Annotated in this window: 15 protein-coding genes; 6 read left to right on the top strand and 9 right to left on the bottom strand. The window is 39.6% G+C overall.

Annotated features, from left to right (window positions below):
• Positions 1-39 precede the first annotated feature (39 nt).
• A complete protein-coding gene (locus DK857_RS10730; RefSeq protein ID WP_109402170.1) occupies positions 40-1587 on the bottom strand; it encodes an AbgT family transporter in 1548 nt (515 codons plus the stop codon).
• Between the two features lie 462 nt (positions 1588-2049).
• Positions 2050-3156 (bottom strand): aspartate-semialdehyde dehydrogenase, encoded by a 1107-nt coding sequence (gene asd, locus DK857_RS10725; protein ID WP_109402169.1) that lies wholly within the window; start codon positions 3154-3156, stop codon positions 2050-2052.
• Positions 3157-3628: 472 nt separating this feature from the next.
• Here asd and DK857_RS10720 point away from each other — a divergent pair, with 472 nt between their 5' ends.
• Positions 3629-4198, top strand: a complete 570-nt coding sequence (locus DK857_RS10720; protein ID WP_109402168.1) for a class I SAM-dependent methyltransferase — start codon at positions 3629-3631, stop codon at positions 4196-4198.
• A gap of 55 nt (positions 4199-4253) precedes the next feature.
• Here the strand turns inward: DK857_RS10720 and pdxR are convergent, their stop codons facing one another.
• On the bottom strand, positions 4254-5741 hold the full coding sequence (pdxR, locus tag DK857_RS10715; RefSeq protein ID WP_109402167.1) for a MocR-like pyridoxine biosynthesis transcription factor PdxR: 1488 nt from the start codon (positions 5739-5741) through the stop codon (positions 4254-4256).
• A 127-nt stretch (positions 5742-5868) separates the two neighbouring features.
• On the opposite strand from pdxR, the gene DK857_RS10710 reads away from it, so the two are divergent.
• Positions 5869-6327, top strand: coding sequence for a GNAT family N-acetyltransferase (locus DK857_RS10710; RefSeq protein ID WP_109394545.1), 459 nt, complete (start codon positions 5869-5871; stop codon positions 6325-6327).
• Positions 6328-6417: 90 nt separating this feature from the next.
• On the opposite strand, the gene DK857_RS10705 is transcribed toward DK857_RS10710, so the two are convergent.
• Positions 6418-7155 (bottom strand): tetratricopeptide repeat protein, encoded by a 738-nt coding sequence (locus DK857_RS10705; protein ID WP_109394430.1) that lies wholly within the window; start codon positions 7153-7155, stop codon positions 6418-6420.
• A gap of 108 nt (positions 7156-7263) precedes the next feature.
• On the opposite strand from DK857_RS10705, the gene murQ reads away from it, so the two are divergent.
• Positions 7264-8163, top strand: a complete 900-nt coding sequence (gene murQ / locus DK857_RS10700; protein ID WP_109394428.1) for an N-acetylmuramic acid 6-phosphate etherase — start codon at positions 7264-7266, stop codon at positions 8161-8163.
• Between the two features lie 307 nt (positions 8164-8470).
• Here the strand turns inward: murQ and DK857_RS10695 are convergent, their stop codons facing one another.
• On the bottom strand, positions 8471-8704 hold the full coding sequence (locus DK857_RS10695) for a helix-turn-helix transcriptional regulator (RefSeq protein WP_099659534.1): 234 nt from the start codon (positions 8702-8704) through the stop codon (positions 8471-8473).
• Positions 8701-8940, bottom strand: coding sequence for a helix-turn-helix transcriptional regulator (locus DK857_RS10690; protein ID WP_099659533.1), 240 nt, complete (start codon positions 8938-8940; stop codon positions 8701-8703). Before DK857_RS10690 ends, DK857_RS10695 begins: the two co-directional genes overlap by 4 nt.
• A 269-nt stretch (positions 8941-9209) precedes the next feature.
• On the opposite strand from DK857_RS10690, the gene DK857_RS19245 reads away from it, so the two are divergent.
• The gene (locus DK857_RS19245; RefSeq protein ID WP_164484779.1) at positions 9210-9350 is read left to right on the top strand and encodes a hypothetical protein; all 141 of its coding nucleotides are present in this window, start codon (positions 9210-9212) and stop codon (positions 9348-9350) included.
• Positions 9351-9424: 74 nt separating this feature from the next.
• Here DK857_RS19245 and DK857_RS10685 read toward each other — a convergent pair whose 3' ends face one another.
• The 3 genes from DK857_RS10685 to DK857_RS10670 form a co-directional block, all read right to left on the bottom strand.
• Positions 9425-9847, bottom strand: coding sequence for a hypothetical protein (locus DK857_RS10685; protein WP_099659532.1), 423 nt, complete (start codon positions 9845-9847; stop codon positions 9425-9427).
• 114 nt (positions 9848-9961) lie between these two features.
• Positions 9962-12073 (bottom strand): hypothetical protein, encoded by a 2112-nt coding sequence (locus tag DK857_RS10680; RefSeq protein WP_099659531.1) that lies wholly within the window; start codon positions 12071-12073, stop codon positions 9962-9964.
• Positions 12074-12502: 429 nt separating this feature from the next.
• The gene (locus DK857_RS10670; RefSeq protein WP_109402166.1) at positions 12503-13090 is read right to left on the bottom strand and encodes a hypothetical protein; all 588 of its coding nucleotides are present in this window, start codon (positions 13088-13090) and stop codon (positions 12503-12505) included.
• A gap of 411 nt (positions 13091-13501) precedes the next feature.
• On the opposite strand from DK857_RS10670, the gene DK857_RS10665 reads away from it, so the two are divergent.
• On the top strand, positions 13502-14068 hold the full coding sequence (locus tag DK857_RS10665) for a hypothetical protein (RefSeq protein WP_109402165.1): 567 nt from the start codon (positions 13502-13504) through the stop codon (positions 14066-14068).
• Positions 14069-14079: 11 nt separating this feature from the next.
• Positions 14080-14205, top strand: a complete 126-nt coding sequence (locus DK857_RS19490) for a hypothetical protein (RefSeq protein WP_264371818.1) — start codon at positions 14080-14082, stop codon at positions 14203-14205.
• The last annotated feature ends 17 nt before the right edge of the window (positions 14206-14222 follow it).

Here is a 14222-nt window from a genome sequence, read left to right as displayed (position 1 = left end):
TAATGTTGTTCCTAATACAGTTGTTTTTATAAGCGTGAGTTATGATGCCGGTTGCCATGTATATCCACTGTCAAAGCCAAGAGGAATATCGAGTCCCCAGAAGACAAACAGTGTTGTCGTTAACACAATAAGCAAGCCAATAGTGAAAGGGATCATCATTGAGCATAGTGTACCGATACCAGCCCCTTTATAGTATTTTTGGCAATACATCAAAATCAGTGGGTAGAATGGGAACATCGGTGTACTCACATTCATTGCGGAATCACTGACACGGAACGCAGCTTGCGTTAATTCAGGTGAAATTCCGACAGCCATTAACATTGGCACTAATACCGGTGCAATAACAGCCCATTTTGATGTTGCTGAGGTGATCATGATATTTAAAATAGCAGTCAGCAAAATCACACCTAATACCGTCATACCTGAAGGCATATTAAGCGTACGCAGTAACTCTGCACCTGATAGCGCTAATAAAGTTCCTAAATTCGAGTGTTGGAAAGAGTAAAGAAACTGAGCTGCAAAAAAGGCAAAAACGATAAATGGGATCAGCGATTTAGTGATATTTTCCATTGCTTTGACGATATCTTTTGTGGAAGCAAAAGACTTGGTCATATAGCCATAGATTAAACCGGGTACAGAGAAGAAGATAAACAGTAAAGGCACCACAATTTGCATAATTGGCGCTTTAGGGCTGGTTAAGCTCCCTTCTGGTGAACGTAATGGCGAAGTTTCTGGTAATAACAGGGCAAATAAACCAATTCCCATCAACACAACCGCCCAACCAGCAAAACGGAATGCGCGTTTTTCTATTGGTGTGATTTCACCCAACTCCGCATCCTTGGTATCAATCCCTGAAGAGACTGGGCAGTTTTTGTTTAACCAAGGCTCGACAATTTTTTCAGTGATATACCAACAAGTTAAAATAACACCAAATGTACCACCTACACTAAAAAAGTAGTTACATAAAACGTTAACGCTATATCCCGGAGCCATAATTTGCGCCGCTTCTTGAGTAAAGCTTTGCATTATTGGATCAATGATTGACGGTGTATAACTTGCGGTAAATCCACCTGCTAAACCTGCAAATGAGGCGGCGATCCCAGCTAAAGGATGACGACCACTAGCATAGAACATCATCGCAGAGACAGGCATAAGAATAACGTAAGCTGAGTCAGACGCTAAGTGCGCAACAATACCAACAAAGACAACCGTTGGTGTTAGCATTTTAGGAGAAATAAACGAAAGCATCTTTTTTAAAGCTGTTTTAATAAAGCCACTGCTTTCTGCAATACCAATTCCTAATGTTGCAACAATCGTTATTCCAAGTGGCGGAAAGCTAATGAAATTTTTTACCGCACTTGTCACAAATAATATGATTTCTTCATATTGAAACATATTAATAACGGTGATTTTCTCTTTAGTCACTGGATGGAAATAATCAAAATGTACAAAAGAGAGGAGAAATGAAAATATCCAGCAGATCACTAGGGCGTAAACGAACAGCATCGTAACATCAGGCATGACATTACCAATACGTTCTACTCGGTTTAAAAAACCTTTTTTATTGGGTTGTGTTTGTGTTGTCATATTTATAATGCATCTTTTTATAAAAGTAATAAAAATAACCATAAATAAATGACAATATAAAGTAAATTTATTTTTAAATAATAAGTAGTTACCGCAACCTCTCTTTAATAAAGAGAAAAGGGATAATATATTAGAAATTGTTATAATTGGATTTTCTTCGTCATTACTTTTCAGTTGTTAAAAAATACTTTATTTATTTTTGCGCTCTATTTTAAATAAAAATAGGTGAATTATTCTGAATAACCTGACTGAATTCTTTAGCGTTATTTTTGAAAGTATTGTAGGAAACGTATTTTATAAATCGCCATAAAATTAAAAATAAATAAAATATGAAAATTTAAAAAATAGTTTTGTGAAAAAAGAAGAGGAGGGGAAATAAGAAATAAAGCTAATAGCTATTGAGAATAAGAATACCAACCATTTCTATTTTCTAAAAATGGCCGATATTCCAAATAATTAATATTAACGCAGAATATTCAGCATACGACGTAAAGGCTCTGCGGCACCCCATAACAGTTGGTCACCCACTGTAAAGGCTGAAATAAATTCAGGGCCCATATTCAGTTTACGAATACGGCCTACTGGTGTGCTCAATGTACCGGTAACTGCGGCAGGTGTTAATTCACGTATAGTTAACTCACGATCATTAGGAATGACTTTTACCCAATCATTATGGCTTGCGAGTAACTGTTCAATCTCAGTAACAGGTAAGTCTTTCTTCAGTTTTAAGGTAAATGCTTGGCTATGGCAGCGTAATGCGCCAATACGAACGCAAAGACCATCCACAGGAATGATATTTGAACCTGTATTGAGGATCTTGTTAGTTTCTGCTTGTCCTTTCCACTCTTCGCGGCTTTGACCATTTTCTAATTGTTTATCAATCCAAGGGATCAAGCTACCTGCTAGAGGAACACCAAATTGTTCAGTGGGCATCGCACCACTGCGTGTAAAGTTAGTGACTTTACGTTCAATATCTAAGATTGCTGATGCTGGGTTTTCTAGCTCTTTAACCACTTGATTATGTAAAGAACCCATCTGTGACAGTAACTCTCTCATATGGCGAGCGCCGGCCCCAGAAGCCGCTTGATAAGTGGATACGCTTGCCCATTCCACTAAATTGTTAGCAAACAGACCACCTAATGACATCAGCATTAAACTGACGGTGCAGTTACCGCCGACAAAGGCTTTAATACCTTTATTTAAGCTGTCTTGAATATGCTGTCCATTAACAGGATCGAGAATAATCACGGCATCATCATTCATACGCAGTGCGGATGCTGCATCAATCCAGTAACCTTGCCAACCTGCTTGACGCAGTTTTGGATAGATTTCATTGGTGTAGTCACCACCTTGGCAACTAATAATAATATCGAGTGATGCTAAGGTATCAATATCATAAGCATCTTGCAGAGTGCTACGGTGATTACCATAAGCGGGTGCTGCTTCACCTAATTGAGATGTGGTGAAGAAAACAGGGTTTATCCCATCAAAATCACGTTCTTCAACCATTCTTTGCATTAAAACGGAGCCGACCATACCACGCCAGCCCACAAAACCAACATTTTTCATTGTAATTACCCTGTCTTTATCTGTAGGAATAGTGAGAGACCTCACACTAACCTGACAAAATATAGAGATGGGTGCAAGTTAATTTATTGATTATTTACCAAAGAATTAGAAGTGTTTCTTATAGTCTGCGTAGAGTTAACAAAAGAAAGCCACAGAACGAACAAATATCAATGAGTTGTTAAAAAAGAAAATGAACCAACCATAAAAGTGTAAGAATAATCTGCTATATCTTATTTTCTTTTTTAGGATAAATAAAAATATATTCTTGTTTAAGAAAATAGAGTAAAAATAGAAAAATGTAAAATAGTGTAATATATAAGAAAAACGTATTTACTTAGAGATGACTCCAAGCTTTATACTGAAAGTCATTATTCAATAGATGATGTATTTTCATAAATAAAAATAATGATGAATGTTCTTCATTTAATCTAAATTTTATTTTACCTTAATTAAAAGGCACTAGGAGGCGAAGATGGATATATCCACATTCATTCCATTATCTACATACTACTCATATTTAAAACGGTTTGTGATCTCACCAACCACGATGGGTACTATCGCGCCTTCATCTCGTTGGTTATGCTACGAAATGTTAGATAAACTCAATTGGCAACAGGACATTCAGGTTGCTGAGTTAGGTGCCGGTACAGGGGTTATTACTCAACAGATCTTAAAAAGAATGTCGTTGAATTCTTCATTAGATGTTTTTGAAATAGAACCCAGCTTTGCGACAGAATTAGATAAAATTAACGATAAGCGATTAAGGGTCTATACCGCATCAGCAGAAAAATTAAATAGCCATTATAATATGATTATTTCAGGGCTACCTTTTTTATCTATTCCTAAAAAAACAGGTTTAAAAGTTTTAAAACGCGTGCATAAAGAGCTATTAAAAACACAAGGTTGTTTTGTATTATTTCAATATACAACTCGATATGAAAAAACGTTATCTCGTTATTTTCATTTAGAAAAAAAATTGGTAATGCTGAATGTTCCTCCTGCTTGGGTTTATTATTGCACGCCAAAAAATAAAATAGGGTAAATGCAAAGCTTGTTCGACATTTATATTGCAAATAACAAATAAGAATAAATGTTATTTATTTAGATAATGTTTGAGCAAGCAAAATAATACTCTTTTCAATTTCAATAGGATCATGAGCCGCATACCCTAATAATACGCCTTGTTTTGGGTAGGTTTGGATGCAGTAACGGGATAAAGGCTGTATAGCTAATCCAATCTCTCGTGATTTTTTCACAATATATTCTTCTGTATAGCTAGCCTGTAACCAGCAGACAATATGGATACCTGAGTCTGTCGGTTCAACACGGAAAACATGAGATAGATGTGTTTTTATAGCATTAGTTAACACTTGATAACGTTCATAACAGGCTTTGCGTATTCGCCTAACATGACGTGCATAATGCCCTTGAGAAATAAACAGCGCCAATGTGGCTTGCTCTAAAAAGCCAGAATGTGAATCGGTATAGTATTTAGCGGCTTTAAAGGCATCAACTAAAGGTAAAGGAACCACTAAAAAGCCTAAACGAAATCCGGGATACATCATTTTTGAGAATGTACCAGCATAAATAACGCGCTGGTATTTATCTAATCCTTGGAGAGATTGAATGGGTTTAGAGTGATAGCGAAATTCACTATTGTAGTCATCTTCAAAGATCCACACATTATTGGATGACGCCCACTCTAACAACACAATACGGCGTGAAAGTGAGAGTGTATTACCCAAAGGGAATTGATGCGAAGGTGTCGTAAAAACAAGTTTTGCTTCAGGACACTTTTCTATTCCTTGAGAAATATCCATCCCATTAACATCCGAATTTATTGGATGTGATTTTATACCATAAGATGTGAAGATCCCCCGAGCACTGTCATAACCAGGATCATCTAACCAAACTGCATCACCTTCTTTTAATAATACTCTGGTGGTGAGATTAATCGCTTGCTGTGTTCCATTCACAATAATGATTTGTTCAGGTTGGCAAAAAAGCCCACGAGTTGATTGCATATATTGGCATATCATCTCTTTTAAAGGTGTGTAACCTGTTGGCGAATTAAATGTTGCGAGTGCTTTTTTCGATTGTCGCCAAACTCGCCCTAATAACCTTCCCCAAAGCTCATGTGGAAACAGATCAACACATCCAACGCCAACATGAAATATCGGATTATTATTGATATTGGGTTGTGATTGTTGCCAAAAAGCTTGTGCTTTTTGCATATTGGGGTTTAGTGTTTCTAATGGGCTTTCGATTGAGGGTGATGAAATAGAGTGGGTTGTTTTGATCCACTTATCCGAAATAATGGCATCAGGGATTGTACTTGCAACAAAAGTACCTGCACCGCGTCGAGTAAATAAATAGCCTTCATCAATTAAACGTTCAAATCCTGCAATAACAGAATTGCGGGAAATAGACATCATTTCAGCTAAGGTACGGCTTGACGGTAGACGACTACCTGATGTTAAGCGTCCATCTAAAATCGCTTTTCTAATCGCGTGATAAACCTGAGAACCAATAGGTCCTTCTTCTAAAACAAGGTTAGGGAAATAAGCTGTTTTTTTCTGTTTCATAAAGTGGACCCTATAAAAACACAAAAAGTGTACCTTATTGAGAACCAAAATTAAACGTACCATGACCACGATTAAAGGCAGGTGATACCTTTTTATAGCATTTATGAAAGTAGAAGGAAGTGAAGAGATGAGCACAACACCAATCGCTGTTTCAATTCAATTTGTTGAACAAGAGCATTATGCTCAATGGTTGCCACATTGGTTAAATTATCAAGCATTTTATAAAGTTGAGTTATCAGAAGAGACAACATTAAAAACATGGACACGTTTTTTTGATGAAAAAGAACCTGTTTATTGTGCTGTAGCGATGGAAGGTGAAAAGGTATTAGGCTTTGTACATTACCTTTTTCATCGTTCAACATGGGCAGAAAGTGATTTTTGTTATTTAGAAGATTTATTTGTTTCACCAGATACACGTGGTCGCCATGTAGGTAAACAACTTATTGAGTTTGTTAATCAACAAGCAAAACAGCGTAATTGTGCTCGTTTATATTGGCATACACAGGAAACTAATTTACGTGGTCAGCGCTTATATAATTGGGTAGCAGAAAAACCAGGCGTGATTGAATACCGTATGGCGCTATAAAAGAACGTTAGGTAGGACAGACAGGGTATAAAAGAGATGGCGATATTTACCATCTCTTTTCTGAGTTAGGGTGATTTATTAGATTTTGGGTTAATTAAACGCTTGTTGGCAATAAAACTCATTGCCAACTTTTTTTGCTTCTTCACAAGCTTGTTGCATTAATTCATCTGCTTTTTGTTTGTTTGGCTCGATAATATAATATTGACCAGAGAACATAAAAGAAGCCATTGCTTGAGCAAATCCTTCAAAAGTCATTTCATTAGCTTTTGCAAACCACATATTCGCTTTTTCAGTATCTACAGGCACATTACCAACTCCACTATAAAGAACACCTAGCCAAATCGGAGCGTAAACAAGCTCTGGTTGATGAGTTGTTGCAGCTTCTTCTAATAATGTAATTGCTTTTTTGTAATCTGTTTCACCAGATAAAGGTGCTATAAGAGCCGTTGCTAAACTTATTTTTCCTCTTATGCTTCCTTTATTTGCTGCGATTGTTGCTAATTTTCTCGCTTCAACATAATAATTTTTAAAGTAAGGGTCCGCATTAAATAAATAGAGATCAGCAAGTAATGCATAGGCATCAGCATAGTCGTTTTTTATTGCCTCATTTGCCCATAATTGGGCATTAAGAACATTTTTTTCGACACCTGTTCCCATTAAATACATTTCAGCTAATTGATATTGAGCTGGTGCATTGTGATTTAGTGCTTCTTTGCGAGTATCTTCAAATTTTCTTTTGTCTTGCTCTTCAAAATTAGCATGTAAAGAAAAGGAGAAAAAAAGTGTAATTAGGCTGATAAAGGTCGAAATATATTTAATAAGTGTCATGTAGGGTACCGTTTGTAATGATTTTGAAAATCTTACCAATAATAATGGTATAAAAGCAGTTTATTTCTTCGACTTAATCAAATAAATAACAATATTGGGAGCGCGATAATGGCGATTGACCTTAGCAATCTTGTCACAGAAAGTAGAAATCATAACAGTGAAAATATAGACACGCTTTCAACCTTCGATATGCTAAAAGTCATTAATAATGAAGATAAAAAAGTGCCATTAGCCGTCGAGAAAACGTTACCTGAAATTACTCAATTGGTTGATAAAGTTGCGATTGCTTTTTCTCAAGGTGGTCGTCTTATTTATTGTGGCGCCGGTACATCGGGGCGATTAGGGATTTTAGATGCCAGTGAATGCCCTCCAACTTATGGTACACCTCATGAAATGGTGATTGGATTAATTGCTGGTGGACACAAGGCTATTTTTCAAGCTGTCGAGAATGCAGAAGATAATACTCAATTAGGCGAACAAGATTTACGCCAACTTAATTTTAACGAGAAAGATGTTTTAGTGGGTATTGCTGCAAGTGGTAGAACACCGTATGTGATAGGTGCTTTGCAGTATGCGAAATCATTAGGTGCAACAACAGGGGGGATAAGTTGCAATCCAGAAAGCCCGATTGCCAAACTTGCTGACATTGCCATTACACCTATTGTGGGTGCTGAAGTGGTAACAGGTTCATCGCGTATGAAAGCCGGCACAGCACAAAAACTTATCTTAAATATGATAACAACAGGCGCGATGATAAAAATCGGCAAAGTTTTTGGTAATTTAATGGTGGATGTTGAAGCGACTAATGCCAAATTGGTTGAACGCCAAATTCGCATTGTAATGCAAGCAACTGAGTGTGAAAGAGCTATAGCTGAAGAAGCATTATCACAATGTCATCGTCATTGTAAAACGGCGATTTTAATGATCTTAGCAAATGTAGATGCACCGCAAGCCACACAGATGCTTAATCAAAACAAAGGATTTATTAGAAAGGCGTTGGGTGAGTGATTTAATGTATAATTTATAAAAATGAAGCCAATAAAAATTAGAAACTTATTATAAAAAAGCCAGCAAATACAAGGTATCTACTGACTTAATGATGGGCTGTAAACCGCTAAGAAATCTTACTCAATATTTTGAATTTGCTCGTGGATTAGAATGTGTGTTCCAATAAAAATCAACTACTTAGGTTGATTTTTTGCCGTGATTCAATCTTCACACTTACCAGTTCACTCACCATTTGGCAAAAGTGAAACAATACCAGTTTAGAGCATCATTCATGCACAATCATACAGCAAGACTTGCCTTTATTCTGTTACTTCTGCATCCATGCCAACAGGTCCGACAACAGCCATACTGTACTGCCGCCAACTCTTTTCCTTTTGGGTACTTGACCAGCTTTTTCTAGTCTCCACCAGGTTGTTCTGCTGATCGATGTAATGCGCTCTCGCTCGTTCTCTTTTACAAAACGTTCGGACTCACGATAGTCGCTGAGGAGTGCTCCACGCTCGTCTGCTCGCGGGGGAGAGAATCGGTTCACCTGTGTCATGAGGCTTCCCCTTGCTTGTTACGCAGCAACCACTGGTCTATTTCTGTGCGCTTGAAGTAGACCCTTTTTCCCATCGGCTTGAAAAACGGGATCTCTTTCTTGGATGTCAACTTGTAAAGGTACGAGGTGGACAGGCCTGTGTAGATGGCACAGTCATTAATGGTCATGATTTCTTTCGCAGGAATGGCCATTGATTGGATTTTTTCCAGCATGGATACCAGTTGATTCTCGGTCATAATCTTTCTCTTGGGTGGTCAGGAGTTGTTGTTATTTTCTCCTGATCACCTTTCGAGGCTGACCTCTGGAATTGCCTTTTTTGGACAATTTGAGCGTTATTTGGCTCAGTGCTTATCCCGCTTACTGTAAAGGTACAGACTACCTATAGTGACTATTGTAAAGAAGGCAAATAATCCCAAAATCCCCCAGATCAACGGCGTCATCCGTCATTCCTCTCGTTATCTAATATCTATCGTTTATAATAGCTTGGTCTTAAAAGGAGGTCATTATGGCAAGAACGTTAGAGCAGATTCTAGAGCAGGAGAAACCAGATGTTGTTCAGCAAGCTAATGAAAAGGCAAAGGAAATTATAAAAGATATTGATGAGAAGGCTGAGGCGTCAGCCGCTAAGGAGCAATCCGACGGCTGACGATGAAGTGGATATAAAAACTTTTCTAATCTCTAGTACCCGTTTAACTTATGGCCTCACGGGCACAAAGCCGTTTAATTATCTACACCTTTAAAAATAAAGGCGCCCTCATGTTCAAGCTGCTCCAGCTCAGTAGAAAATGCCTCCTCAAGGTTCAGTTCTGCCTGAGCGGTACGTTTCTTACCATTAAAATAAGCCCAGAACGAATTGATAAAAAACTCCTTCTGCAATTTAGAAATCATAGGCTTAACGCCGTCCTGATAAATAATTGTCGGCTTTTGTGTCATCCAGTCGTGCCACTCAATCTCAACCTTACTCAGCACTTGAACAATTAGAGGCTTAACATCCTCAATAGCACTCAAAACTTCTTCATCCTCTGCGCAAGGGTGCGCTGATATAGGAAGAAGAAGGCCTTGGATTGTCTCTTGAGTTGACCAAGCTTGCTCGGAATAAAAATACTCTTTTTTTTCAAAATCAAGATGTAAATGATATGCCATGACCAATCTCCAATTTGTTTAACACAGAGCTATTTTTACTCATAAATTAGTCATAGTTGGCACGCCAAAGTGCCCATTTTGGACAAATCGGTCACTTTTGGTACTAGAAAACTTTCACATGTGAAAGTTTTTAGCCGGTTTTAACTCAGGTTCTTCCACAACCTTGACCTTGCGTCCAGCCGGTGCATAAAACAGATACCATCCCCCAAACTCAGTGGTTTGTTCCGCTAGAACATCTCCCTTTTCAGCGTCAACGAGAGCGACTCGAATTCCGTCTCGATCAAGCTGGCCTTCAACTTCTCTAATTTCAGTTAACGGTAAACGTAACCTATTTACTCCGCCTCTAATCAATCTTGTTGATTCAACTGCTTTGTAACGAGGGGACAAGTTAAAGCCGCTACCTACCTGAATGGTGTAACTTTGATAAGGTGTGAGTGAACCAATGATGGCTGGTGTTACTACTTCCCGCCCAGCGACTGTTGCTTTAATGCCTTCAACTTCTGGCTCAGATGGTTCACAGATGCCGTTAAGGTTTAAATCTTCACAGGTTGATAGCTCCAACTGAGCTTGATTTCGCTGAGGCGTTCTTGAGAATCCCGTGCGGCCAAAGCTACCACTGATTGATAAAGTAATGTTGTTACCCCCACCAGACAAATGATTGAACGAAGCTGACACAGTTGCAAATTTCCAGTTCCAAAGATCAGAACGTAGGCTTTGTTGCTGACCTTCCCACCCATGACCAAAATTGCTTGCCGTGTAGCGGTAGGTGATCCGCCCCAAGCTGAATCGTTTTGATACCTCTCCACTGAAGCGTTCTATATCTCCAATACCATCAAGATCTTTATTTTCACGCTCATAAGACGCCAAAACCTGCCAACCTTCTGCCATGCTAGCAAGCATCCGCCCTCCAAAGATGTTGGATCTGACACCATTGGTTAAACGATTCGAATAGTATGGAGATAAAGAAATTAATGTATTCAGTGCCTCAATGCGCGTGCTGTGATACGTGCGTAGCGTCGTTTCCTGAGTTTCATAGCCGTCGTGCGTGCGGGAGGAGTACTGAATAGTTGGTTGAAACAGAGAGCGTGATGAAACACTAACAGAGCGTAATTGATAGTTGTCTAAATCACTTAGTTGTCCAAAGATCGAAAGATCGTCATCCTGCCAAGAACCGCTCAGAGCGTATCCACTACTGCCATACCAAGCAGGCTCAAATGAAAAGTTATCACTTGAATATAAAGCGGAAAAATACTGTCTTTCCTGCTCATCCTGACCAGCGAAAAGTGACAATTCACTGGTCATCCCGTAGCTCAAGCGTCCAATTAACTTGCTTTCATCAGTGGTTGGAGACTTGCCTAGAGCCACTTGATAGTTGAGCCCTCCTACGGGTGCAAGTCGTCCCGAAATGGCTCTTTCTACTGTTTTGGTGTCCGTTGTGCCATCGGGCAATACAGCGTCAAATTTATATTGATTATTGCTGTAATCCAGTTCGATTTTGTAAGAGAACGGCTCACTATCCAGAACCAAGGATTGTAAATAGGTCCCGTCACGGTATACATCTACCCTTGTTCCAACAGGCCAATAAAGCTCAATTTGGTCATTAGAAAATGATCCAGTGGCAAGGCTACTTTCATTCGTGAGTGAGAAACCATCCAGCCCGTAGCGCTGAACACGACCGACTTCAATGTCTTTGACGTTGCTGTTCTCCTCGTCGTGCCACTGGCTGGAGAAATATGACTCTTGCCCTCCTAGTCCAGCTCTAATATCTGCATCGAGGTTTCCGACTCGGCCTGTTCCCGTGATGCTCCCCGAAATATCACCTTTGCTTTGATAGGTGAGAAAGTAGTCAAAGGATTTTACATCGAGACTGGATACATCTGGCTCAATTGTAACCTCTGGGTTGACCTTTCTGGCTTTGGCTACGCTGTTACGAGGGTAAAAGTAGATGGTTTGTTCTGACCAAACAATTTTGGCATGACCAATGTTGTTTAGCCTTTCCAAGGGAAGTGATGCTGTTGTGTTTACACCAGCTGCTTGCCATAGCCCTGGCTCAGCCGTGATGCTATCTACTTCACGAGAAACAAGGTATTCCCCCTTGTTTTGTCCGTTCACGACAAACTTCATCAGGTAGTCATCCGCACGAGTTGGTGAAGATGTGAGTGTGAAAGCTGCGGCCAACAAGACTGTGGGCACAAAAACTTTCACATGTGAAAGTTTTTTCTTCATCGAGAAACCTCCCTCACCGGGAGTCTCAGCGTGATTCTTGAGTGAACGCCTTGTTTTTCTTCGCTTTGTACGGCATAGGAAAATGCCATCTTTGCATTTTGAGATAAGACTTTCCCATCTCTCTCTCGTGCTTTTACTACTTGCCGCTCTCCTGGCAGCAGTTGGAAGCGTCGGGGAAATACTTGTACCCCATCTGGTGGGGTGATTTTCACTATTATTGGCGAATTTAGGGTATTTGATACTGGGATTTCAGTCGTTGACTTACGACTGATCTCTACGTCATGGGCTTTAAGTTGAAATGCAGTCGCGGGTGCTGATAGAAGAACTGCTAGCGTCACCATCATGATTGAATTAGTAAAGGGCTTCATGAGGACCTCAGTGAATAGCAATGGTCAGGGCCAACGATTTGCTGGCCCTGACACTTTGGAATTATTGGTAATCGACGGTGATATCGACCGTTCCGGAAAAGGTCCCTTCTTCCCATGCACTGAGCTGCATGAATCCTGATGAGGCTGTGGCGGGTTGGCGATACGACCAGGCGATATAAAGCTCGCCAGAAGATGAAGTAGTTGATGTAACTGGTGCCGCGTTTATACCGACGCCTGTACTTGTTTTGGAAATCGCATCTGCGCAGTCAACAGTTGAAGTAGTTAGGTTGATTTTTGGTGTTCCAGAGAAGCTTAAGGTTGCTCCACCCGGCGCTGTGGGATTTGACAGGTTAGTGATGGTAATCCCGACCGATTTATCCATATCTCCTGTCACTTTTAAGCAGCCGGGCTGTACTGTGTCCTCCGGATTTTGCGCCAGATAAGTCGCCCAACTTTTTAAAGAGAACCCGCCTGTTGGGGCGGCTCCGGGCAGGCGTTCCAACGTCATCGTGTACGGCTGAACTTCGACCACAGACAAAGCTGGCGGTGTTGCTGAAATTTGAGAAGTTCCCGTCCCTGTACCAGCAAAAGCGGCAGCGGACGACAGGAAAATAACGGTAGTGAGGGTGGCGTATTTAAAAATTTGCATTTGTTATATCTCCATTTTGAATAGAAAATGCGTTTTCGCATGGAGAATTGTGTATTCAGAAGACTGACATATACGCACGCCAAACTGCCCTTTTTGGACAAAATGGAAAAAAGATTAGGGTTACGAGAATTACGGTATTATCGTAATTATGATAATTACAGTAATGGAAATTTGTTCTGACGGAACAAACTTAACTGAATGAAATGATTGACTAATTTTGGCTTTGGAGTTGTTGACAACTCCCTTCTTCTTGCTATTATTTAGATAGGTAGCTGGCCTTTAAACAGCATATTATTTTAGCTGAGTTCAACTCAGCCCATTCAAGTAGCCTATTCACAATTTGTGATTAGGACATCAGGAAGGCATGGGGTCTTTACCTGTTCATCGTTTAACACTTTGAGCGGGGGCTTTATGCAATCCAACATCTTCAAACCATTACCATTTTTACCAGCTCGACATCATCTTAACCGATGGGCGTTTGGCTATTACCTTGTAAAAAAAGGGTTTTCTACTTGCATTGTCATGGAGGAAACATCCTTTACTTATAAGCAAATCAGAAAAATAAGAGAAGATTTAGCCATCAAGGAGCGTCGCCGAGCGAGTTATGGGCAGGATATCCTGTCAAAGGAGGATTGGATAAAGTACTCGGCGGCAATTAATGTTTATGTTGAACTTAGTGAAAAAATGGCTCACATGGAAGCTGTTATAAAAGCATGTGAGTGGTTAAGAAGTGAAAAAGACTTTGATATATCTGGCTTTTACAAAGCATGTAAAGAAATAAAAAGTGGTGAGGCTTTTTTTGTTGAATGTGTACATTGTCAGAGTGAAGTTTTTAGTGGGCCTGGATTGAGAGATAAAGTTGTCAGTAAATGCTGTCCTACTTGTGGAAAGAGTAATTGGGAGCATCCCAAAGCAGATCATCGCATTGGACATATTGCTACCTGTCCTAAACCTGGTGACCAACAACCGTTGTTTTGAGGAGATTTGTTATGTACACACAAATTACCAAGGTTGAAATGATTATTGCTGGCACAGTAATCGCAAGTTTGTTTGGAGTGGACATTATTAAAATTGTTGGCAAGATTGTGTCAGCAATCCTTGTATCCAGCTTTTAATCGCTTGCGGTAGCTGG

The sequence above is a fragment of the Proteus terrae genome (assembly GCF_003144325.1).
GTDB lineage: Bacteria > Pseudomonadota > Gammaproteobacteria > Enterobacterales > Enterobacteriaceae > Proteus > Proteus terrae.
This window is presented reverse-complemented; position numbering and strand designations above follow the sequence as displayed.

Coding starts and splice junctions, on each gene's coding strand:
- DK857_RS10730 (WP_109402170.1), bottom strand. CDS start 1,587: ATGACAACACAAACACAACCCAATAAAAAAGGTTTTTTAAACCGAGTA.
- asd (WP_109402169.1), bottom strand. CDS start 3,156: ATGAAAAATGTTGGTTTTGTGGGCTGGCGTGGTATGGTCGGCTCCGTT.
- DK857_RS10720 (WP_109402168.1), top strand. CDS start 3,629: ATGGATATATCCACATTCATTCCATTATCTACATACTACTCATATTTA.
- pdxR (WP_109402167.1), bottom strand. CDS start 5,741: ATGAAACAGAAAAAAACAGCTTATTTCCCTAACCTTGTTTTAGAAGAA.
- DK857_RS10710 (WP_109394545.1), top strand. CDS start 5,869: ATGAGCACAACACCAATCGCTGTTTCAATTCAATTTGTTGAACAAGAG.
- DK857_RS10705 (WP_109394430.1), bottom strand. CDS start 7,155: ATGACACTTATTAAATATATTTCGACCTTTATCAGCCTAATTACACTT.
- murQ (WP_109394428.1), top strand. CDS start 7,264: ATGGCGATTGACCTTAGCAATCTTGTCACAGAAAGTAGAAATCATAAC.
- DK857_RS10695 (WP_099659534.1), bottom strand. CDS start 8,704: ATGACACAGGTGAACCGATTCTCTCCCCCGCGAGCAGACGAGCGTGGA.
- DK857_RS10690 (WP_099659533.1), bottom strand. CDS start 8,940: ATGACCGAGAATCAACTGGTATCCATGCTGGAAAAAATCCAATCAATG.
- DK857_RS19245 (WP_164484779.1), top strand. CDS start 9,210: ATGGCAAGAACGTTAGAGCAGATTCTAGAGCAGGAGAAACCAGATGTT.
- DK857_RS10685 (WP_099659532.1), bottom strand. CDS start 9,847: ATGGCATATCATTTACATCTTGATTTTGAAAAAAAAGAGTATTTTTAT.
- DK857_RS10680 (WP_099659531.1), bottom strand. CDS start 12,073: ATGAAGAAAAAACTTTCACATGTGAAAGTTTTTGTGCCCACAGTCTTG.
- DK857_RS10670 (WP_109402166.1), bottom strand. CDS start 13,090: ATGCAAATTTTTAAATACGCCACCCTCACTACCGTTATTTTCCTGTCG.
- DK857_RS10665 (WP_109402165.1), top strand. CDS start 13,502: ATGCAATCCAACATCTTCAAACCATTACCATTTTTACCAGCTCGACAT.
- DK857_RS19490 (WP_264371818.1), top strand. CDS start 14,080: ATGTACACACAAATTACCAAGGTTGAAATGATTATTGCTGGCACAGTA.